Below are 22,537 nucleotides of genomic sequence, written 5' to 3'. Positions count from 1 at the left end.
TCTCGATAGTTTCTGCGCGCTTATATCCGATTTAACATCCCACACGTCAAGGCCCCCGATGCTTCTTTCATCTGACAAACACTATAAAGACAATGTACACTCTAAGACGTGCGTACAACTCGACCGCCATCGCCACCCCCGCCACCTCCAAAGCGGACACGTTTTGGGCACTACACACTGCTGGAACGCATTGCCGTCGGCGGTATGGCCGAAGTCTTTAGGGCAGAAGAGCCTCGTACCGCAGGTGAAGCGCGAATCGTTGTCGTAAAACGCATGCTTCCGACTCTGGCCGAGGATGGAATGGCGCGCGCGATGTTTAAGGAAGAAGCACGCCTTGCATCGCGAATCCACGATAAAAACGTCGTGGAGATGTTTTCTGAAGGCGAAGAAGACGGTCGCCCTTACCTCGTGATGGAGTATGTCCGCGGCGTCAACCTCTCACAACTTCAGCACTACACAAAAACCCACAGCATTCAATTGGAACCCGAGATCGCGATCTATATCGTCTCCGAATTGTTGCGGGGACTGCAGGCTGTTCACAGCGCAAGCGATGAGACCGGCAAAGCACTTGATATCGTCCATTACGACATAAGCCCGTCGAATATCCTTCTTTCAGTGCACGGCGACGTGAAACTCGGTGACTTCGGCATCGCTCGGACCAAACTACGAAAAGAGTTCCCTCAGGCGCCGCTCAACGAGAGCGCACGCGGCAAACTGGGTTATCTTGCCCCGGAGCAGGTCCGCGGTGAAATAGCCGATCGTCGTTGCGATCTTTTTGCAGCAGCTACGATTGCAGCAGAACTATTAATGGGACGCTCTCTTTTTTCAGCAGGCACTGAACTTGGTGTACTGCTCGCCATTCGCGACGCGCAAATCCATCCTTTTTTGGAATTTGCGACAAAAATACCTGAAGAACTCACCCAACCGATTATCCAAGGGCTGCACAAAGATCCCAGAGCACGCTACCAGCATGCCAAAGATTTCCGACAAGCACTTCTGGCTGGGATCAAAAGTCCTGCCGACCTTCTTCGCGATCGTTTGTCGGACATCACAGGGGATGCACGTGCCTCACGAGAGTCGCGCGTCACCTTGGATTTGCCAACGCCTCCTGCGCCTCATTCTGCCGACGCACCATCGTATGCAGACACAACCCCCATGACCTTCGAGCTTGAATCAGGGGTGCAGACCCATGATGTACCTATCTTGCGCTATCGCGTTCGGACCGAGGACGGCATCGATTTTGGCCCATGGACTTACGCCGAAATGGTGGAAGCGATCGCAACTGGTCGGATTTCTGCATCCGATGAAGTGGATGTGGGCCGCGGGACCTATCGCCCTATTGAAATGGTGCCGGATCTTGCCAGGCATATCGCTCGTCATTTACCCGGCGGTGAAGACAGTAAAACACCCATCACGAAACGCCTCACCACCACGGCCAAGCCAGATGCCAATTATTCCTTGGCCGGCGGAGGAATCATTCCGATCTTAGGCCATGCTGCGTTAGACAAGCAGAGCGGACTTTTACTGTGCGAGCTCGGGAGCGTACGCAAAGAAATTTATTTGCGCGATGGTATTCCCGAATACGTCAGCTCAAACTTAGCGGGAGAACTCTTAGGGGAATACCTCGTTGGCAAACAGGTCATTTCCCGCGGAGAGCTTGATATGGCCCTGGCAGTGATGCCGCGTTTTGAAGGTCGCTTAGGCGAAACCCTTGCAGCGCTTGGTTTGGTGGAACCGGTGCAACTCTTCCAACATATCGCAGAACAAGTAAGAGAAAAGCTCATCGATCTTTTCTCCTGGGAGTCTGGAACCTGCTCCTATTATAGTGATGTTGAGGCGCCACCGAGTGGTTTCCCTCTCGGTCTCGATGCTTGGGGCGTTTTGCTTGAAGGGATCGCAAGACGTCTCGAGCAAAAGCTTGATACGACTTTAGAAGATACGCGTGGCTCAGCACTTGTCGTTCCGCATCCTGAGGTACTGCAGAAACTCGCGCAAAGTCAGTTTCCGCACCAATTGCAACTGGTACTTCACGCCTTGGACCGATCTCGCCCGCTTAGCGAACTAACGCGTCTCGTCGGCCGGTACAGTGGGGAGAGCCCAGTCGATCCTCGCGCACCACTCATTTTGCTCATTCACCTTGGCGGTATCAGCCTTCAAGGGCCTGATGCAGGATAGCGGACCGAGTCAGTGAAGCGAGATTTTTCCGAGGACAAGGAAGTTTTTGCAACAAGAGTCGGTAACCTCTTGTGAAAAAACAGACGTAGTCGAGCGGGTGGGCAACACCGTGCGAGCGCGTTTGTTGACGGAACAATATCCCAAACTGACGACGGGAGTTATTCTGCATGAGGCACTTCAGGCCTCTTAGTCTTGACGCTAGGCTCAGCTGGGTGTAGCTCGAGCCCGGGTGAATATGACCATACGCATACTAGTTTCCGACAAATTTAGTGAAGTTGGGCTCCAAGTCCTCAAACAAGCCGAAGGGGTTGAGTTCGACTACCTACCAGGCCTTTCGCACGATGAACTCTGCGCCAAAATCGCTGATTACGATGGTTTGCTGATTCGTTCTGCAACCAACGTCAATGCAGAGGTACTGGCTAAGGCTACCCGTCTCAAAGTAGTAGGCCGTGCCGGTATCGGGGTCGACAACGTGGATGTTCCTGCAGCCAGCATGCGCGGGGTTGTGGTGATGAATACGCCCACGGGAAACACGGTGACCACCGCTGAGCATGCCATTAGCTTGATGCTCTCAGCAGCCCGAAAGATTCCTCAAGCCACCGCATCCATGCGTGCAGGCAAATGGGAAAAAAATAAATTCCAAGGACGCGAAGTTGCGGGCAAGATCTTGGGTGTCATTGGCCTGGGCAACATCGGTCGCATCGTAGCCGATCGTGCACAAGGCCTTCACATGAAAGTCATCGCTTACGATCCAATGATCAGCAATGAAAAAGCTGCGAGTCTTGGTGTTGAGCGCGTGGATTTACCGGCTCTCTATGAACGCGCCGACTTCATCACGATTCACACGCCAAAAACGCCTGAAACCAAGGGCATTATCAACGACGATGTCTTCAAGAAAATGAAAGACGGCGTTATTATCATAAACGCTGCGCGTGGCGGCATCATCGACGAAGCCGCTTTGGCGCGCCATCGAATCGGGCAAAGTTGCTTCCGCCGGCATCGATGTGTTTGAGCAGGAGCCTCCTTCGGCCGACCATCCTTTGCTAAAGCTCGACAACGTTGTTTGCACCCCGCATCTCGGGGCTTCGACCTCGGAGGCTCAGGAGCGCGTTGCCGTTCAGGTTGCCGAGCAGGCCATTGACTATCTCCGTAATGGCGCTGTGCTCAACTCAATCAACGTTCCTGCTATCAATAAAGAAATCGCTGAGACCTTAAATCCTTACATTAATTTAGCAAGGCGCATGGGTCTTTTGCTTGGGCAACTGGAACCCATTGAAATCGACAAAATACAAATCACCTGTTGGGGTGAGCCTGGAAAGCTTGGACTTCGGCCCATTGCTCATACGGCAATCGCAGGTTACTTGCAGGGCTTTTTGGATGAACCTATCAACTCAATGGGCGCACCCTACCAGGCCAAAGAGCGCGGCATTCGCGTCTCGGAAGTCTATGAAGAACAAGCTCACAGCAGCTTTGCTAATGCTGTTGAAGTCTTGGTCAGCGGGAACAAAGGAGAGCATCGCGCAACCGGCGTACTGGGCGTCAAAGGTGATTCTCGCCTAGTATCCTTAGATGGCTACGAGCTCGATGCAGCGCTCGAAGGCTCAGCCCTTGTCATGCTAAACGAGGATCAGCCCGGCGTAATTGGTGCCGTGGGTAGCGTGCTTGGAAAAGCAAAAACAAACATATCTCGGATGCAGCTTGGTCTTGAGTCAAAGGGAGGGCTTGCCCTTTCCGTGTGGAATGTCGACAGCGATGTCACAGAATCTACACTCAGTGAGTTGCGCAAGCTCAGCAACGTACGTTCCGTGCTAGCGGTTCGGCTATAAGCACGCGAAAAACAGTTTACATTTTGGCGGGAGCACCAGCTCTAAAGGATTGCCATGTCAGTTACAATCGTCGTTGGCGCTCAATGGGGTGACGAGGGAAAAGGGAAAATCGTTGATTTTATATCCAAAGACGCCGACATGGTGGTGCGCTACGCAGGTGGCGCTAACGCGGGACATACCCTTGTCGTAGGCAGCACAAAGCACGTCTTTCATCTCGTTCCCTCAGGAGCCCTTCATCCTCAGCCCCTACATTATGTTGTCTCAGGGCACGGTCATCGACCTTGAGGTTTTACTGCACGAAATTGAGCTTCTCGAAGAATCAACCAACTTCAACCGGGCTCGTATTCTTATTTCGGATCGTGCACACATCGTGCTTCCGCATCACAAAACGATCGATGCCCTCCGTGATTCCGGACCAAGCGCAATTGGAACCACCAAGCGAGGCATTGGACCAGCATACGAGGACAAAGTAGCTCGACGCGGGGTGCGTATGCGCGACTTGCTTAAACCCACTCGGCTCAAAGAGCTTCTGGAGCAAAACCTTAGCAACTGGCAGCCGCTCCTTGAAAAACACAACGCGAAGCTTCCAGATCTCACCGAACTGCTAAGCGAGCTTAGCGCCTATGGCAAAACACTCGCACCGCTCATTACCGATACCTCAAAAGTCCTATTTGACGCCGTCGCCGAAAAGAAAAAAATTCTATTTGAAGGCGCCCAAGGCACACTCCTTGATATCGATCACGGCACCTACCCGTACGTGACCAGTTCATCGACCACTGCCGGAGGAGCCTGCACTGGAGCAGGCATTGGCCCAACTTTCATCGAGAAAGTTATTGGCATCACAAAAGCCTACACCACACGTGTGGGAGAGGGCCCCTTCCCCACGGAGCTCCCTGATGAAAAAAACCAAGCCCTACGAGAAAAAGGCGATGAGTTTGGAGCCACCACCGGTCGAGCACGACGCTGTGGATGGCTCGACATTCCAGCACTACGCTATGCTGTGCAGGTCAACGGAATCACCGAGCTTGCGCTAACCAAACTCGATGTGCTCTCAGGACTTGATGAACTGCAACTTTGTGTTGCCTATGATTTAGACGGAGAGCGTATCGAGCACCTTCCCTGCGAGTCTCTTGGTAGTGTCACACCCATTTACGAGACGATTGAAGGCTGGCAACAAGACATCTCTGGATGCACCAAACTGGAGCAACTGCCCAGCGCTGCACGAGCATATCTTGACCGCATCTCAGCGCTTGTTGGACGAGACTATGGCTTAATTAGTGTTGGCCCTGCGCGACGACAGTCCATCGTGCTCCAGTCAGCCTTCGCGTGACACCTTAGGTGTGCGGAACCATTGCTCTTACCGAATCTCGAAGCTGCCTTGGATTAAAAGGTTTGTAGAAACGCTGATTGCTTACTCGATCGAGAAAAGCATGTGCTTCACGAGAAGAAGCGCCACCGGTAATGAAAACGACTTTTTTGGCACATTCCTCGGACTCATGGGTAAGAATATCAAAAAATTCCATACCGGTCATTTTTGGCATGACAAGGTCACACAGCACGACATCGTATTGCTCACCGGATCGTATCTTCATGAGGGCATCGTTTGCCGCGTTCACAACATCGACATCATGTTCCGCACGAAGCACACGTGACATCGCAGACGCCACGGTCTTATCATCATCAATGACCAAGACCCTGCCCCTGTCAGCTTGTTGTTGTGGAGCAGGACGTTGCGTAGGCTGTGCACTAACCAGCTTTTTATTCGCTGCGGGTAATTCAACAAAGAAAGTGCTGCCCTTGCCCGGCTGACTCTTGCAGTGAAGGGTTCCTCCCATGTTTTCGACCAAGCCACGGGAAACAGACAAGCCCAAGCCCGTCCCCTGGGTATCGCTTTTGGTGGTAAAGAACGGGTCAAAAATACGTTTTCGAACATCATTGGAAATACCAACACCGGTGTCGTGAATTTCGATGATCGCAGAGCCACTGCTGCTTTTCTTTGTCACGATGCGTATCGCGTTGTCCGCACCACTCTTAATTGATTGTGCGGCATTGACGAGAAGGTTCACTAAAATCTGCACGAGATGGGTCTCGTCCGCCATGACCTCCGGTGGCGTTCCAAAATCTTTCACCAATTTTGCTGTACGGCGAATTTCTCCAAGGCTCATATTGATTGCAGTTTCAATCGAGTGGTGTACATCAACCACAACCGGTTTTGATCCATCTGCTTTGGAAAAGGTGCGTAGGTCTCGCACGATACATTGAATCCGCTCTGAAGAGTCCTGCGCCTCTACAAGTGCTTCATTCAGTTCCTGAGAACGTGCAACCGAAATTTTTCCAGAAAGGTCACGAACTTCCTTTGCTAAATAATCAAGATTGGCAACAACAACCGCCAGCGAGTTGTTGATTTCATGACATACTCCCGCTGCCATCGTACCGACGGAAACCATCCGTTCCGAGCGTGCCAAAAGCGATTGATGCCGCTTACCTTCGGTAACGTTCTCCATCACAACCAGTACACCCACAGTTTTGTCCTGGCTTCGCACAGGGCTAAAGTGAAAGTTAACGTAGTTGTCTTCGAAATTGATTTGTTGTTTTACATTCAGCAGCTGAACATCTTCACCCTCAAGGGCTTTTTCATAAAAACTTCTTTGGGCTTTTATGAAGGGGGATACTTCGAACACACTCTGGCCAGCAGCCGACGGCGCATCCTCAATTTGGTAAATTTGCGCAGCCCTCGCGCTCATGAGCTCAATACGCAAATCCTCCGTGGTCAAAAGAACTCCAACAGGAGCCTTGTCGATCACCGTGATCAGTTTTGCATAGCGCTCTTTTGCGCCATCTCTGGCAAGCGTTAAGTCTTCCAGAACAGAAACCACGTGCTCTTCCGCATTTTTTAGCGCAGTAAGATTGGTATGGACTCCCAAAAAACGAATCGCTTTGCCTGCTTCATCACGAATAGCCATCCCACGGCTACGCACCCACACGGTGGAACCGGTTTTATGCCTATAGCGAAGCACAAGGTCATAGGGAAAGGATGAATTGGCACAATGCAATCGATACGCCTTTAGTTCAGCGTTAAAGTCTTCTGGATGAATGTTCTGCGTTCGCCATGATGTCGCGTTGGGTATTTCATCCTCTTCGTAGCCAAGCAAAGCCTTAAACTCGTCGCTCATCCACTCCTCGTTTGGATCTTCCACGTTCGAATACCAAATACCGTCCAAGGAACCCGCTTGAATAAAATCAAATAGTTCAGGGCTACGTTCTAGCTGTTCGTAAAGCTCTTTTTTTAGGTAGTGCACGTCCTGAGACATGGGATCTCCGTATTGCTTTTCGCCGTCTGTTTCTCGGTGGCTATCGTTAAATAAACCGAACTTATTCCACCTCTTCAACTACTATCTTAGCGCACTTTGAAAGATTCGCCGAAAATTCTTGGTCATTCCACGAAGGTATTTAAAGCATGACTCGCGAGCGCGGAGGTGTCGACATTGGAACAAAAAACTTTAACTCTATTTGCTATTTTTTCGACGCCACTTCATCGGATTTCACAAGCCAAGCGATTTTCCGGCCCGAAACCACCCCGTTGTACTTAAAAGGTGCTTCAGGTAATCAGTGTTGATGAAAAGAGCATTAGTTACAGGTGCTTCGAGCGGTATTGGTAAGAGCTTCTCCGAACAGCTTGCTACGCAAGGCTACGAACTAACTTTGGTGGCCCGAAACCAACACAGACTTAACGAGTTAAAAAACACTCTACCAGGGAAAGGTCATCGAATACTGGTAGCCGACCTTTCTAACGCAGCTGGTATAGAAAAAGTATGCCAAGAACTTACAGGTCAGTCTTATGATCTTCTCGTAAACAATGCAGGGCTTGGCGTGTACGGCGCCTTTAGTGACACGGCATGGGACGAACTTGAGTTCATGTATCGAGTTAACTGTGATGCCTTGCTAAAACTTTCACATGCTTTTTTAAAGCAGAGCAAGCGGGGAGATGCGCTCATTAACTTGGCATCTGTGCTTGGATTTTTACCCTTTCCTTTTGGGGGAGCTCTTTACGGCGCAAGCAAATCCTTTGTCGTATCACTTAGCCAAGCGCTCTGGGAGGAGCAACGCAAACGAGGGGTTTATGTTATGGCGCTGTGCCCTGGCTCGACCGCCACCGAGTTTTTTGATCGTGCAGGCGGCGACCCAAACAAACTTCCACCCAAAAGCATTACGCAAAGTCCCGGACAAGTCGTAAAAGAGGCGCTGAGTGCCCTTGGCAAACAAAAAAAGCCCGTAGTCGTCACTGGCGCCAAAAACAAGCTCATCGTGACCTTGGCTCGTTTTTTGAGCTTTCGTATGCAAGCAACCCTAATGCGTAATGCAGCCCCTGAAACTAGTGTTCGCTTAAGAAAGTCTGGAGCCACCGAGGCGCCGAGCTTTGCTCTAATGCCAAGGCGCCATGACGCAGGACTATCCCTTGATAATTCAAGGAATGGCAACGCAGGTAGCAGGGCAAAGAACAAGCCGAATGGCTCAGGACTTTCTTAAACGAAAACTAGTGTTAGTTCAACGCGATAGAATACGAAACTCAACACGACGGTTTGCAAAACGGCCTTCAGGTGTTGTGTTGTCTTGAATAGGTTGGCTTTCACCGTATCCGCGCACATCAAGCCTTTCGGTTTCCACGCCGCGCCCGACTAACCAATCTTGTACACTCTTGGCACGCTTTTCAGATAGCTCAAGATTAAAGGGCACCTCGCCTCGATCATCGGCATGGCCTTCAATGCGAAGTCGGCCTAACTGCGGGTTGACTTTAAGAACGGCAACGACTTCGCTTAGTACCTTTTCACTTTCCGGAAGAAGCTCGGCCTCGCCTGTTTTGAAACGAATGCCTTGAAGAGTAACCAAGGCACCCTCTTCGATGCGAATGTATTCAGGGCAGCCGTCATTTTCCGGTGAACCCGGTGCAATAGGACATTCATCCTTCGCATCCGCTATGCCATCTTGGTCGTTGTCAGGGTCGGGACAACCATCATCGTCTTGAAAACCGTCATCGTCTTCGGCGTCTTTGGGGCATTTGTCCATTTTGTCAGGAATGCCATCTTTATCGATATCGGAAGGAGCACTCGGGGCACCTCCACAAGCGACGCAAAAGAAAAGTAAGCCAAAGCAAAGAGAAAAAATCATTTTAGTCATCATCACTCGCAACTACCTCTATTTCTACTTTTGCGCCCTTCGGAAGAGCAGCAACCTGAACAGTCGCCCGAGCAGGTTTGTAGGTACTAAAATGGCTTCCATAAATCTCATTGACTTCAGAAAAATTAGCAAGATCCGTGAGAAAAATCGTCGACTTGACGACGTGCTCGAAAGTCAGGCCTGCAGCTTTCAAGATTTCTCCAATATTTTCCATAACAACACGGGTTTGAAGCCCGACATCCGTCGGATCGACTAACTCCGAAGCACCCACTCGAAGCGGGATTTGTCCGGAAACAAAAAGCAGCTTCCCCGTGCGGACAGCTTGCGAGTAAGGGCCAATGGCAGCAGGTGCCTTATCTGTTTGAATAACCTTGCGTTGCATAGCCGGTTGTTTTACTCGGAAAACACAAAAGATGAAAGTAGCTTCGTGGAACCTGAACTCAGTGCGGGCCAGAAAAGAGCGTCTGCTCAACTGGCTTGAAAACCAAGGCCCAGATCTTCTATGCCTGCAAGAACTCAAGGGCATCGAGAAGGTCTTTCCCAGTTCAGAAGTCGCCGAGCTGGGCTACCACGCTGCCCTCTACGGGCAGCCTACCTACAATGGCGTCGCCATCCTAAGCCGTGAGCAAGGAACCATCAAAAAGCGAGGGATGGATGACGGCACAGACGATCCGCAGGCTCGCCTTATCCACGTAGGCTTTGCAAACTTCGATGCCATCAGTGTCTACGTTCCGAATGGCAGCGAAGTCGGATCGGATAAACACGCGTACAAGCTACAGTGGTTGGAACGTTTCGCGAACTATCTTCAAAAGCATTGCGACCCCAGCAAGCCTTTGCTTGTGTGCGGTGATTTTAACATCGCGCCGTCGTCACTCGATGTCGCTCACCCGGAAAAATGGGAGCAGAGTGTTTTGTGCGACCCAAAAGCGCGCATGCTTTTAGAAAAAATTCAGAACTGGGGACTAAAAGATACTTTTCGCAAACATCATCCGGAAGGCGGATTTTATTCCTGGTGGGACTATCGAGAACTTGCTTTCCCCAAAGGCAATGGGGTCCGCATCGATTTTGTCTTTGCAACCTCCATTCTGATGGACGTGTGCACCGCAAGCAGCATTGACCGCAATGAACGCAAAGGGAAATCGCCATCTGATCATGCGCCTGTCATTGCTGAGTTTGACTATTGAAGCCTTATCTATTGCTTCAGGCTATCACAAAATAAACGAGCGACTTGTCCGATGTTTTGTTTTTTTCCATCCACCAAGAAGTTTAAGCGTTGCATCATTTCGGTACTGAATGCTCCAATGAGTAATTTTAAAGCATCCACCGCATCAGGGTTGTTTCTCGCAAAAGCTGCATTGGCTAAGAGCAACGCTTCGTAAGGTGGGATAGCATGCTTGTCATCTTCAAGAAGCTTTAGTTTCATCTCGGCGATTCGGCCATCGGTGGTGTAAGCAGCGATCACATCGAGATGATCGCTTTGGATGGCTTGATACATCAGCGCAGGATCCATGCTTCTTAGGTCTTGAAATTGCATGCCGTACTCTCGCCGCACTGCTCTCCACTCTTCGCGAGAAAAAAACTCGTAGTCCCCACCAACACGAAGGCGAGGAGCAATTCGTGCCAAATCAGAAAGGCTCTGAATCCCCTCCTCATTCGCCCGCTTTTCGTTCATGGCAAAGGCATAGGCGTTTTCAAAACCAAGCTCGCCCAAGACGACGATGCCGTGATCTTTGGCTAGTTCCTTTTCGATACGGGGAAGCCATTCACTTTTGGGGGGCGCTTCGCTGTGCCCAAGCGCGGTGGTCCACAAAGTTCCTGAATACTCGACATAGACATCGATGTCTCCTGACTTTGTGCGTCAAACACCACTGTTGAGCCCAATGACCGAATCGCGCGCGGGCTTGTCCGTGCTTCTGCGAATTTGCTCGCTCACAATTCACTCAATATGTACTGTTCTGTAAAAGTCTTTGCACCAACACGTATAGGTCTTGTTTGGGCACTCGCACCGGAAAAGAGAGCCGCACCGAGCGCATAAGCGCCAAGCACTAGCAACACCGCAAGGGCCACGATCACCCGAAGGCGTTGTCCGAGTCGAATGCCCTTTTGAAGCGAACTAATAATTCCGTCCAAAAGCAGAGCCAAGAGTGCAGCACTAACACAGCCAAACAAAATTGCTGGTGTGTTTCGCGTTTGAAGGCCACTGAAAATGTAATTTCCTAAACTTGGAGCACCAATCGGCGTAGCAATCGTTGCCATGCCGACGACCCAAACGGTAGCGGTACGAATGCCTGCAACCACCACAGGCATCGCCAACGGGAGTTCAACCTGCGTGAGTCGCTGCGCCGGAGTCATGCCCACGCCTTTAGCGGCTTGCACCAACGCGGCAAGTACGCCTGAAAGGCCGGTCACCGTGTTCTGGAGAATTGGCAAAATACTGTAAAGCGTGAGCGCGATAAGCGCTGGAACAAAACCAAAACTCGGTAATGCAAAACCAAACACGCGACTCGTAAAGGTACCAAGCAAGGTTAAGGTCGGGACCATCACGGCGAGCAAGGCCAAGGTCGGTATCGTTTGGATCACGCTGGCTCCGCCCAGAAAAACACTTTGCCACTTTTTGTGTTGCGCTATCCAAACCCCTAAAGGCACGCTTAGAGCCGTTCCCAGGCACAAAGCCAATATCGAAAGCTGTAAATGCCCAGTTAGATTGCGGGGCAAGTCTCGGAATAAATCAGCCACGATTTATGAACCAGACTCCATGCGCCGCGCTTGTTCGAGCAGATCCTCAATGGCGTCGGCTTGCTGCGTTGGTGTGGCCATAAGCTGTGCCACATAGTCATCAGCCGGCCGGCTCAGAAGCTCTTGTGGGGTCCCTATTTGAACAAGCTTGCCTTCATTCATAACGGCAATACGATCGGCAAGGATCAAAGCCTCGACCATATCGTGGGTTACAAATGAGGTTAGGTTTTGCTTTTTTCGGATCCGTTGTATCGATTGCTGCAATTTGTCGCGGGTAAGTGGGTCAAGTGCGCCGAAAGGCTCGTCAAATAAAATAACACGTGGTTTAGCAGCCATCGCACGCGCTACGCCCACGCGTTGCTTCTGTCCGCCAGAGAGTTGTTCGGGCATCCGGTCTCGAAACTCATCAGGTACCAATTCAACCATGTCGAGCATTTCATTAATGCGCGAACCGATTTGCTCAGGACTCCAACCCAGAAGCTTTGGTGTGATGCCGATGTTTTCGGCTACAGTCATATGCGGAAACAATCCGATCTGCTGAAAACAGTAACCGATGCGGCGCCGCAAAAGGTGCGGCTCAAACTCCGAGACATCTTGCCCATCAAGCAACACGCGTCCGGAGCTTGGTTCAATAAGGCGATTAACCATTTTGAGCGTCGTGGTTTTCCCAGAACCCGACCCTCCCAAGAGCACCAACATCTCACCTTCTTCGACCGTTAGGGAGACATTATCGACCGCTAAAACTTCATTAGCAGGCGTGCGCGAGGTCAGTCTCCGCTCGGTGAAGCGGCAACTGAGCTTTTCCAAGACAATCATGAATGGTGGCCTTATTCTCCTCGGTACTTCGGTTTGCGCTTTTCAATAAAGGCAGCCATGCCCTCACGCTGATCCTCGGTCGAAAAACACTCTGCAAACGCCCGTATTTCAAGCGCATCGGCATCTCCTAATAGCCTATCCTCACCATCACGCAAGACCTGCTTAGCCGCGCGAATGGCCAAAGGCCCCATGGACGCAATCGATTGCGCTACTTTCATGGTTTTTTCCATAAGCTCAGCAGAGGGGAACACGGCATTCACGAGACCAATGCGTAGAGCTTCATCAGCAGCAACGGAGCGGCCGGTGTAGACCAGTTCGCGCGCCCTTGCGATACCCACCCGCCTTGCAAGCCGCGGAATACCTCCAAAGCCAGGAATCACTCCGAGATTCACTTCCGGTTGTCCCAACTGCGCTCGATCCGAGGCGTAAATAAAGTCGCAGGCTAAAGCCAGCTCACATCCCCCACCAAGCGCAAAACCATTGACAGCAGCAATGACTGGAAAAGAAAGCCTTTCAAGGGCGGCTACCAAGTTGTGTCCGATTTGGGCAAAGGCCGTGGCCTGACCGGGATTGAGCGCCTGCATCTCGGCGATGTCAGCACCGGAGATAAAAGCGCGATCCCCTGCTCCGGTAAGAATCATGCAACGCGTTTCGTTGTTCCCGGATATTTCCTGAACCATCTCATACAGTTCCGTTACAACCTGACGGTTCAACGCATTAAGTTTTTCTGGTCTAGAAATTGTAACAACTGTTACCGCATTATGTTGCTCTTTTTGAATAAACTTCGCTGAAGTCATAAGGTATCCTTTTACTTGTTCTGGGACAGGCGTAGCCATCAAGAACTGCCGCTACACTGGCTAGTGAAACTCGTCTAACGCAGTCCCGTGGGCGAACAATACCTAAATTTTCAGCCCTTGAGTAGTTCTAAGCTGAAGAGCTCGTAGAGCACAGAACGCTGAAAACATGCCATTTTTATCGCTTCTGGAAACGAAGCTGCGTAAAGGGCGCTTGGTGGTCACTCAAATAGCGTGTTCCACACTCCGTATCTTTGTAGCTAAAGATATCCTTTTGCATGACCTCAACTTCGTAATCGCCGGAATCCCAAACGAGTACGTAGTCTAAACGCCGCCTTTCATCCGAAAAGCGTTGGTCGTTCGGGCTCTTACACGGAATAACACGACTTCCCGTGCAGTTTCGACTGTTGGCAAGCTCGAGTGCAGCGTCATCTTCATACGCCACACCAAAGGGGTCACGGGGTGGACCAAGACCATCAATCACCAGCTGAGCCATCGCTTCTTTGTGCCGTTCGACATCTGCTCCCTGACCCGCATCAACGTTAAGGTCTCCAAGCAACACCGTGGGCCATGCCTTGATAAGTGCTTCGTGGTTCAAGTAGCTACCGAGTTGAATGAGCTGCTTGCGACGCGCGCGCCATGCAAGCATGGAACTTCCGCTATTAAGGTGCGTGCCAACCACATTCACCTTAAAGTCGGGTGCGACTTTGATAAGGACGTGCACAAAACCCTTACGCGCCAAGCAATCCGATGCGGTGCAGTTGCGATACGATTCTGTATAAAAGCGCTCAATTGGATAGCGACTCAGCAGAGAATTTCCGCCATTAACCGGACGTGTATCCGCCCAGGCAAAAGCTGAAGGCTGCCCAGTTAAGCGAAACGGTAAGCTGGATCCCAAACGGTGATCCAACTTATCCCAAGCAGGCTGATGCTGTGTTTCCTGAAGCGCCACAATATCGAAATCGCCTTGCTTGATAACATCCGCGAGCGGTGCCGCTCGACAATCGGCCCGGTCCCGCGAACCGAGGATCCAATCGACAACTTCAGGCCGCAGGAAGATATTGTAACTGAGCAACTTGAGCTCGTAGCTCTCGCCAGCTTCTTGAGTAGCCAAAAGGTCAGCACCGGGAGCCACTGCGACAGCAGCACCCGAATCAAAGAGTTGCAAATTAGGCCCGGACGTAGCCATCCATGCACCAAGCCAGGTGCTAAGCGCAAAGCGCAGTGAAGTCCTGTTCAGTAGGCCAAACGTAGAAAGATCCCCCAATATATGAAATTAGCATATTAATTCACAATTGAAAGGTGATATTTATTTTACTTTTCAGTGTAGTTGTAAAACCCACGTCCCGCTTTACGGCCAAGCCAGCCTGCAGCCACGTAATTCCTCAGAATCGTTGCGGGTCTGTACTTATCGTCACCAAGCTCGCGATGAAGCACCTCGGCAATGTAGAGCACCGTGTCGAGGCCCACAAAGTCAGCCAGCTCGAGAGGTCCCATCGGATGATTGAGGCCCAAACGCACGCCCTCATCGATTTCCTCTGGACTACTCAGGCCTTCTTGCAGAGCAAAACACGCCTCGTTAATAAACGGCATCAACATGCGATTGACCAAAAAGCCGGGCGAATCTTTCGAGGTTACGACCATTTTGCCCAAGCGTGCCGCGAATTGCTTAATCGTCTGAACACATTCTTCGGAACTTTGAATCGCAGGGATGATTTCAACAAGCTTCATCACGGGCACCGGATTCATAAAATGCATACCAATGACTTTGTCCGGACGCGACGTGACAGCCGCCAGTTTGGTCAGCGAAATCGAAGAAGTGTTACTGGCTAAAAGAGCCTCGGGCTTCATCACTTTGTCCGCATCGCTAAGAAGCTTTTCTTTGATGACTTGCTGCTCCGTAGCAGCTTCGATGACAAGGTCGGCCTCGCTAAGCACCTTGAGATCCTGATTAGGCGTTATGCGCTGCAAAATCGTCTGACGCTCAGCCGATTGCATTTTACCTTTATCCACAAGCCGCAACAGGTCTTTGCCAATTCGTTCATGCCCTTGCTTGGCATGCGCAAGATCCACATCAAGCAGCAACACGTTGCAGCCAGCCTGCGCTGTCACTTGAGCAATGCCTCGACCCATTTGTCCTGCGCCTAAAACGCCTACCACTTTGATATCCACTTCCGCCTCCAGATTAGCTATGTTGTTGCGTTATCTCTTTTTCGTTACACACGCTCGACTATGAGCGCCAAGGCTTCACCGCCGCCAATGCACAAGGTCGCAAGGCCTCGCTTTTTGCCCCGCTGCCCGAGCGCAGAAAGCAAGGTCACCACCAAGCGCGTCCCGGTGGCTCCAATCGGATGACCAAGCGCTACAGCTCCGCCAAACACGTTGGTCTTTTCAGGATCAATGCCTGATTTCTGCATGCAAGCAAGCGCTACGACGGCAAAGGCTTCGTTGATTTCAAACAAATCAATATCGTCAACCTTCATCTGAGCGCGCGCCAATACCTTCTCGGTGGCGCCAACCGGTGCCGTGGTAAACCACTCTGGAGCCTGAGCATGACCTGCATATGCAACAAGACGCGCGAGGGGCTGTAACTTGTACCGCTTGACAGCCTCTTCGCTGGCCAAAACAACCGCGGCAGCGCCATCGTTCACAGACGAAGCGTTTGCTGCCGTGATGGTGCCATCTTTATCAAACACAGGCCTTAGTGATGAAAGCTTATCCAGTCGCGCTCGCCCTGGCTCTTCATCTTCGGATACCAGCGTATCGCCTTTGCGATCCGTCACGGTGACTGGCACGATTTCTTCTTTAAACCAGCCTTGTGTTTGCGCGTGAAGTGCACGCTCGTAAGACTGTTTTGTAAAGTCGTCTTGCACTTGCCGACTAAAGTTACATTCTCTAGCACAAAGTTCACCGGCATGACCCATGTGCATGTTGCCGTAGGGATCCCAAAGACCATCGTGCACCATGGTATCGATCACCTCGCCGTTACCCATGCGATAGCCGGAGCGTGCTTTGGGCAAAATATAAGGCGCGTTGCTCATCGATTCCATGCCCCCAGCAACCACTAACTCAGCATCATCCAGCAAAATCGCTTTTTGGCCCATGATGATTGATTGCAACCCCGATCCGCACACCTTGTTGATAGTCGTCGCAGGCACGTTGTTCGGCAGTCCCGCCCCTTTTGCAGCTTGACGTGCGGGGGCTTGGCCAACTCCGGCACTTAGCACATTACCCATATAACATTCGTCGATGGCATCTGCAGAGAGACCTGCATGCTCAAGCGCTGCCCTTATCGCCGTAGCTCCTAGTTGTGGCGCCGTAAGAGAAGATAAGCTACCCAAAAAAGAAGCTATCGGTGTTCTTGCACTGCCAACGATGTAAACCTGCTTACTCACGCTTCACCTCCTCAAAAACTTATCGGTGATTTCACGGACTACCGTGTAGGGATCCTCGTTCATCTGCAAGACTCGTTCAACTTCTTCGTCAAGTTCAGTCTGCAATAAAGAACGCACTCGAGTTAAAACAGACTGTTCCAGTAACCAGCCCATCTGTTCCTTTAGTTTTTCCCGCCGTTTTTGCTTTCCAGGCTCTGTATCAAACAAAAACCGCTGATGAGCCCCAACGGCATTCATTAGTTCGTCTACGCCCTGCCCTGTGGCTGCAACGGTCTTGATAATGACAGGTTCCCAGTTCGTGTTGTTGCATCTGGCTTTGTTTGGCTCCAAGGGCGCTGTGCCGTGATGATGCGCTTTAAAAGCATCGTCTACTTCATAACCAAGCGCTACCATGTGTTCAAGATCGGCAACTGCAGCATCTGCACCAGGCTTGTCACTCTTGTTCACTACAAACACGTCGGCGATTTCCAAAATACCAGCCTTAACGGCTTGGATGTCATCGCCAAGGCCAGGCGCACTCACCACAACCGTTGTATCAGCCAAGCGCGCAATATCCAGCTCGTCTTGTCCGACGCCCACGGTCTCCACGATCACCACCTCGCAACCAAAAGCATCAAGCACACGGGACAAGTCCAAAGCGGAAAAGGAAAGTCCACCCAGCGCACCTCGCGTAGCAATGGAACGGATGAATACCCCCGGATCCAAAAAATGATCCTGCATGCGAATCCTGTCACCGAGAATTGCTCCGCCTGAAAAAGGACTACTGGGATCGACCGCAAGCACACCAACTTTTTTTTGGGCCTTGCGAAACGATGTCACAAGCTCGGCAACCAAAGTACTTTTACCTGCGCCAGGTGTCCCCGTAATGCCAAGCACCATGGCCTTGCCCGTGTAAGGATAGAGCGTAGCGAGCAGGCGCTCGTAACCCTCGCTTCGATCATCAACCAGCCGTATCGCCCGCGCCGCAGCGCGTGTCGAACCCGAAACAACCTCCTCTGCTAAGGCCACCATCCGATCCGTCATGCCTTATTCTATCACAGACTAGTAGAGCTCCGCCCGGATTCGCTCGACGAATCAGAACGCTGTGCTAACTTGGTGGCCCATGAAATCGCTTCATTCCATTCTTGGGCTTCTTGTACTGAGCGCATGCACAGCCGTTTCACCCGAAAAAGAGGATGAAAACGTTGATGGACAACTTCTTGCGCAAGCCATAGGGCCCTTAACTCAGGATACCCCTATTCCCGAAGGGTTCAGTTGTCAGCAAAGCATTGAGCTTAGAGACAGTCTTGGAATTATACTTCGAGGGGTGCGCTCGACCTCGTACCAAAATCAAGACAACGATCTTGTTGTAATCTGGTTCGAGTTCGATGACGCTCAAAGCGAGACCGAAGGCCTGTTGCCCAGCATTCAGATTCGAAGCAGCGCGACGCCAGGCATGCTGTGGCAAGACGTGCTCAGCCCCGAGCTTGCTTTCTGGCAGGAGCAGGAAGGCCGGCCCCTATATTACACCATCTACTACGAACTTAATCACGACGAAGATGGCTTCATGCAGCTCTTTTGCAAACACGCGAGGAAGTTGGACGGGATGCTTTCGCTTAGATGCCTCGGCGCACTCTGTTCAAACTCAACCTGCTCCTGAAACTAAGAAGCGATAGTGACACTAATCGGACAATGATCGGAGCCCATGATTTCAGGATGAATACGAGCTCCTGTGATTTCCTTTTTCAGAGCATCTGAACTAAGCACGTAGTCAATCCTCCAGCCGACGTTACGCGCACGCGCTCCGGCACGCTGTGACCACCAACTGTAGTGATGCGGATCAGAAGTAAACATCCGAAAGGTGTCGGTGTAGCCGTGCCCGAGCCAACGAGAAAACTCCTCGCGTTCTTCGGGCAAAAAGCCGCTTGTCTTTTCGTTCGCTTTGGGCCGTGCAATATCAATTTCCGTATGAGCCGTATTGAAGTCCCCCATAACGACCAAGCGCTCGTTTTTTTTCACGGCCGGCTCGAGATAGTCAAACAAGCGCTGATAGAAAGCCAGCTTGAAAAGCACTCGACTGTTGTCACGGTCCTTTCCATTTCCATTGGGAAAGTAGCAGTTTACAACCCAGAGTTTACCGAACCGCGCCACTTGCAAGCGTCCCTCACAGTCAAATTCCTTCGCACTAAGCGAGATATGAACTTCGTCGGGTTCCTGACGAGAATACAAGGTCACGCCGCTATAACCTTTGCGTTCGGCACTGACCGAATGACGATACCAACCCGCTGGAGCACGCAACTCTTCTGGGATCTGCTCTTCGTTCGCGCGCACCTCTTGTAGACCCACAATATCTGCGCCGCAGTGCTGAAACCAATCGAGGAAACCCTTTTTGCAGGCCGCTCGAATACCATTAACGTTCCATGAATATATAAGCATAACCGAGGCATTGTGCAGCAGAGCTACGCTAGAATCAATTGGTCGTGGTATAGCTGCGGTGACATGGTCTTTTGTCGCGTGATAAAAAAGAGCTTTCATAGCTTTCATGATCAGCACGGGTCGCTAGTGAGCGCAGCGATTGCCTTTTACGCGCTGCTCTCGGCTTCTCCTTTGGCCATCGCGGTTGTACTTTTTGCCGGCACTTTCTTAGGCGAACAAGCCGTACAAGCCGAAATGTTTTCACAACTACGATTCTACATTGGTACCGATGCAGCGACGCATTTGCAGGAATTGCTGCGCCGAGCTCAACATCCAGAAGGTCGAAACCTGGCCACCGGACTCGGTCTGCTTGTGCTTTTGTTTGCGAGTAGCCGTTTGTTTTCTTCAATACGAGTAGCCCTAAACCAAATTTGGAAGGTAAAGCGCTCCACCGAACTTCACTGGTATCAGTTAACAACTCGAGCCCTCAAACGAAGGGTCATTGCCCTTGTGCTCGTTGGTCTTTGTGCCCTGGTCATGATGCTGGTTATGCTATGGAAAACATTCGTGCTCTATTTTTCAAGTTGGTTGCCCTCACCGCTCAATCAGTTCAACTCCGAGACCAGCGTGGATCTTGTTGCAGCTTTTGTTTTGCTTGCCCTTATGTTTTTGCTAGTTTTCAAATGGCTGCCGGATAAGAGTCTCTCATGGCGCAATGTAGCCATGGGTGCCACTGTGACTTCTGCCCTTTTTGTCCTCGGCTCTTTTGGTGCTGGACTGTATCTGCAGAAACTCGCTTTGTTTTCGGCCTACGGTGGGGCGGGTACCATCGCGATGGTGTTTTTGTGGGCTTATTATTCAGCCCAAGTCTTTGTGTTTGGCGCAGCCTTCGCCTATCACTGGGCCGAAGAACGCGGCGAAGCGCGCCTGGAAGAGTAAAAGTTAGTGGGCGATGCTGGATTTGAACCAGCGACTTCCACCGTGTGAAGATGGCACTCTACCCCTGAGTTAATCGCCCGATGAGATGGGCTACTAGATAGCAGCGCCGCAGCAAAGCTGCAAGATGCAGATTTCCAAAAAAAAGCTTTAACTCGAGAGCTTTGCCTTTAAAATATCACCCAACGTACCCAAGCTCTGCTTCGAGGATTCTTTACGATAGTCTTTGACCGCACGCTTTTCTTCGTCGTTCAAATAGCCACGGTGTGAACACTTGAGCAAGCCGTTTCGCTCGATGCGAATAATCTTCACCTCGAGCTCGGCGCCGACAGCAAAGAGATCTTTTTTCTCCTGTGCGCTCGCGCCGCCCATATCTTTGGATGAAATGAACCCGCGGCCTTTTTTGCCTGCGACTCCGACAACATGAATATCGAGCCCTTGGCGGCCACTTTTGGTGACGCGTACAGGAACATGTGCGCCAACCTTAAGTTTGGATAGTGGAAGCAAGGTTTCGCCTTGCGCCTGAGCCTCTAGCATCGCTTTTGCTTCGTCGGGTGTAAGCTTTGATAAGGAAATGCGGCGTTGTTTGCGGTCCACCCGCTCGACAACCACGTCCACTTCGTCGCCAACCTTTAACGCTTGATCAGCATGGACGAGTTTATCTCCAAGCTCAGTGATATGCAGCAAGCCCTCAACATGCTCGGCAAGCTCAATAAAAGCACCGAACTCCATGAGCTTCGTGGCTTTGCCTTTTTGAATACTTCCTGCTTTTAGGATGTCCTTGTGAGCATCCCAAGGATCCGGCTCGAGAGCTTTTAGCGAAAGTGAAACTCGCTCGTAGCGTTCCTTCTTATGTTGCGGCTCAAGCACTTTGAGAACTTTTACGGTGATATCGTCACCGATCTTTGCCACGTTCTTAGGAGTGACACTTCGATCGTAGGAAAGCTCACTTGCATGCAGCAATCCTTCAAGGCCTCCTAGATCAACGAACAAGCCGAAATCACGGATCTCCGCGACTTTCCCGGTGACGCTTTGTCCCACATGCAGAGTTTCAATCACATGCTTGGCACGCTCTTTGGCTTCTTTTTCCAGGATGTGCCGGCGACTGACAACGATGTCGTTGTGCTTTTCTTTGGCTGCAGCAACTCGAAAATCAAAAACGAAACCCAAAAACTCTTCGGGTTTTTCAATCGGTTTCAGAGCCATGCCTCTTGCCGGGCAAAAGGCTCGTAAGCCGTAGACAAGCACATCGAAACCACCACGGTTATAACCAAACACCAAACCCGGAACGGTCGTGTGCCCAGTTTGCGCACGCGTTACAAGAGCTTTGGAAACAGCTTGATCGACCACACGATTGTAAAGGGCAACGTGGCCGCTTTCGGAGACAACCGATACTCGGCCTCTGAAAATCTCACCAACTTTCGCTTGCTCGTGTGGCGGCAACCCTTCAGGAGGGACAGGATCAACCACAGTCTCTAGCTCTTGCACAGTGTCGCTGGCAGCATCACTAGCAGCGCCAGGTACGCTCGTGTGATCTTGCTGCGCTATCGCCTCTAGGGGCTCTTCGCTTGGAACTGTTTCGGGCGTTGCCGGTTCAGTTGCTTCAATCGCGGGGGGCTCAGATTGCGCGGCCGGGGGCAACTCGGCCGGGGTTTTTGCTTCATCTTGAGACGCAAAGGCGGTCGCTTTGCCAAACAAATCAACAACAAGTGCGCCGTCTCGAATCTCGGTCACCTTGCCAGCTACGATTTCTCCTGCACTAAAAGCATGACGGCTTTTTTTCGATCGAATCAACGGCCAAAAAGGAGCCGTCGATTGAACATCAACTTTTGCGGGTCCATCTCCAGCTTTCTTCTTCTTGCGCTTCTTTTTAGCTTTGGTGGCCTTGCCTTGTGCTTTGGCCTGCTGCGTAGTGCCTTCCGCCTGCTGCGCGGAAGCATCTTCTGCGTGCGGCTTGACTTCAGTGTCCATCGCTAAGTCGACGTCTGAAGACTGAGCCTCGAGGTGAGATTCGCCCGCATCAGCTACATTTGCATCCAATGGCTGATCGCTTGACTGCTCAGAGTGCTCATTTGCAGAAAGCTCGGTAGCTGGAGTCTCAGGAACGCTTATATCTTGAGCCTCTTGTTTTGACTCGGCGGGGTTATCATCTGTCACTACTTCGGGGTTATCCATGGTGCCCATCCAATCGCTAAAATTCCCGGGACGAAGACATGCCTCATGCGCACGCTCATTGACCCGGTTGTGGGCGTATACCAGTTCAGCCCGGGTTTTCAAGAGCACATGGCCT

The 22,537-nt window shown here is 51.3% G+C and carries 16 protein-coding genes, 1 tRNA gene and 3 pseudogenes; 7 read left to right on the top strand and 13 right to left on the bottom strand.

Annotation, left to right across the window (positions count from 1 at the left end; genetic code table 11):
* Window positions 1-108 precede the first annotated feature (108 nt).
* The 3 genes and pseudogenes from IPJ88_11035 (at window position 109) to IPJ88_11025 (ending at window position 5,331) form a co-directional block, all read left to right on the top strand.
* Window positions 109-2,175, top strand: coding sequence for a protein kinase (locus IPJ88_11035; GenBank protein ID QQR88766.1), 2,067 nt, complete (start codon window positions 109-111; stop codon window positions 2,173-2,175).
* Window positions 2,176-2,410: 235 nt separating this feature from the next.
* Window positions 2,411-4,001, top strand: a pseudogene (locus IPJ88_11030) (phosphoglycerate dehydrogenase).
* A 54-nt stretch (window positions 4,002-4,055) separates the two neighbouring features.
* Window positions 4,056-5,331 (top strand): annotated as a pseudogene (locus IPJ88_11025) (adenylosuccinate synthase).
* Between the two features lie 4 nt (window positions 5,332-5,335).
* On the opposite strand, the gene IPJ88_11020 reads toward IPJ88_11025, so the two are convergent.
* Window positions 5,336-7,390 (bottom strand): PAS domain-containing protein, encoded by a 2,055-nt coding sequence (locus tag IPJ88_11020; GenBank protein ID QQR88765.1) that lies wholly within the window; start codon window positions 7,388-7,390, stop codon window positions 5,336-5,338.
* Between the two features lie 226 nt (window positions 7,391-7,616).
* On the opposite strand from IPJ88_11020, the gene IPJ88_11015 reads away from it, so the two are divergent.
* Window positions 7,617-8,528, top strand: a complete 912-nt coding sequence (locus IPJ88_11015; protein QQR88764.1) for an SDR family oxidoreductase — start codon at window positions 7,617-7,619, stop codon at window positions 8,526-8,528.
* Between the two features lie 18 nt (window positions 8,529-8,546).
* On the opposite strand, the gene IPJ88_11010 is transcribed toward IPJ88_11015, so the two are convergent.
* Together IPJ88_11010 and IPJ88_11005 are read right to left on the bottom strand one after the other, a co-directional pair.
* Window positions 8,547-9,179, bottom strand: coding sequence for an OmpA family protein (locus IPJ88_11010; protein ID QQR88763.1), 633 nt, complete (start codon window positions 9,177-9,179; stop codon window positions 8,547-8,549).
* Window positions 9,169-9,558, bottom strand: coding sequence for a RidA family protein (locus IPJ88_11005; GenBank protein ID QQR88762.1), 390 nt, complete (start codon window positions 9,556-9,558; stop codon window positions 9,169-9,171). The genes IPJ88_11010 and IPJ88_11005 overlap by 11 nt, the downstream gene beginning before the upstream one ends.
* Window positions 9,559-9,589: 31 nt before the next feature.
* Between IPJ88_11005 and xth (IPJ88_11000) the strand changes: the two genes are divergently transcribed.
* Entirely contained in the window at window positions 9,590-10,360 is a 771-nt protein-coding gene (xth, locus tag IPJ88_11000) for an exodeoxyribonuclease III (GenBank protein ID QQR88761.1), read from the top strand.
* Window positions 10,361-10,368: 8 nt separating this feature from the next.
* Here the strand turns inward: xth (IPJ88_11000) and IPJ88_10995 are convergent.
* The 7 genes and pseudogenes from IPJ88_10995 to meaB all read right to left on the bottom strand — a co-directional run bounded on the left by IPJ88_10995 (window position 10,369) and on the right by meaB (window position 17,940).
* Window positions 10,369-11,912 (bottom strand): annotated as a pseudogene (locus tag IPJ88_10995) (ABC transporter permease/substrate-binding protein).
* A gap of 3 nt (window positions 11,913-11,915) precedes the next feature.
* Complete coding sequence (locus IPJ88_10990; protein ID QQR88760.1) at window positions 11,916-12,728, bottom strand: ABC transporter ATP-binding protein; 813 nt, start codon at window positions 12,726-12,728, stop codon at window positions 11,916-11,918.
* An 11-nt stretch (window positions 12,729-12,739) separates the two neighbouring features.
* Window positions 12,740-13,525, bottom strand: coding sequence for an enoyl-CoA hydratase/isomerase family protein (locus tag IPJ88_10985; protein ID QQR88759.1), 786 nt, complete (start codon window positions 13,523-13,525; stop codon window positions 12,740-12,742).
* Between the two features lie 175 nt (window positions 13,526-13,700).
* Entirely contained in the window at window positions 13,701-14,711 is a 1,011-nt protein-coding gene (locus tag IPJ88_10980; GenBank protein ID QQR88758.1) for an endonuclease/exonuclease/phosphatase family protein, read from the bottom strand.
* Between the two features lie 125 nt (window positions 14,712-14,836).
* Window positions 14,837-15,694, bottom strand: coding sequence for a 3-hydroxybutyryl-CoA dehydrogenase (locus tag IPJ88_10975; protein QQR88757.1), 858 nt, complete (start codon window positions 15,692-15,694; stop codon window positions 14,837-14,839).
* Window positions 15,695-15,738: 44 nt separating this feature from the next.
* Window positions 15,739-16,917 carry a thiolase family protein gene (locus IPJ88_10970; GenBank protein ID QQR88756.1) on the bottom strand — a complete coding sequence of 393 codons (1,179 nt, stop codon included), beginning with the start codon at window positions 16,915-16,917 and terminating at the stop codon, window positions 15,739-15,741.
* 3 nt (window positions 16,918-16,920) lie between these two features.
* On the bottom strand, window positions 16,921-17,940 hold the full coding sequence (meaB, locus tag IPJ88_10965) for a methylmalonyl Co-A mutase-associated GTPase MeaB (GenBank protein ID QQR88755.1): 1,020 nt from the start codon (window positions 17,938-17,940) through the stop codon (window positions 16,921-16,923).
* Window positions 17,941-18,019: 79 nt separating this feature from the next.
* Here meaB and IPJ88_10960 point away from each other — a divergent pair, with 79 nt between their 5' ends.
* Complete coding sequence (locus IPJ88_10960) at window positions 18,020-18,556, top strand: hypothetical protein (GenBank protein QQR88754.1); 537 nt, start codon at window positions 18,020-18,022, stop codon at window positions 18,554-18,556.
* A gap of 2 nt (window positions 18,557-18,558) precedes the next feature.
* On the opposite strand, the gene xth (IPJ88_10955) is transcribed toward IPJ88_10960, so the two are convergent.
* Window positions 18,559-19,332, bottom strand: coding sequence for an exodeoxyribonuclease III (gene xth / locus IPJ88_10955; GenBank protein QQR88753.1), 774 nt, complete (start codon window positions 19,330-19,332; stop codon window positions 18,559-18,561).
* A 126-nt stretch (window positions 19,333-19,458) separates the two neighbouring features.
* Here xth (IPJ88_10955) and IPJ88_10950 point away from each other — a divergent pair, with 126 nt between their 5' ends.
* Entirely contained in the window at window positions 19,459-20,250 is a 792-nt protein-coding gene (locus tag IPJ88_10950; protein QQR88752.1) for a YihY/virulence factor BrkB family protein, read from the top strand.
* 7 nt (window positions 20,251-20,257) lie between these two features.
* Here the strand turns inward: IPJ88_10950 and IPJ88_10945 are convergent.
* Window positions 20,258-20,329: transfer RNA gene (locus tag IPJ88_10945), tRNA-Val, on the bottom strand.
* Between the two features lie 68 nt (window positions 20,330-20,397).
* Window positions 20,398-22,530 (bottom strand): S1 RNA-binding domain-containing protein, encoded by a 2,133-nt coding sequence (locus IPJ88_10940; GenBank protein QQR88751.1) that lies wholly within the window; start codon window positions 22,528-22,530, stop codon window positions 20,398-20,400.
* Between the last annotated feature and the right edge of the window lie 7 nt (window positions 22,531-22,537).

The sequence above is a fragment of the Myxococcales bacterium genome (assembly GCA_016699535.1).
In the GTDB taxonomy this organism is placed as follows: Bacteria; Myxococcota_A; Polyangia; order Polyangiales.
Note: the sequence above shows the minus strand (reverse complement) of the source record. Positions and strands in the feature narration are given on the sequence as shown.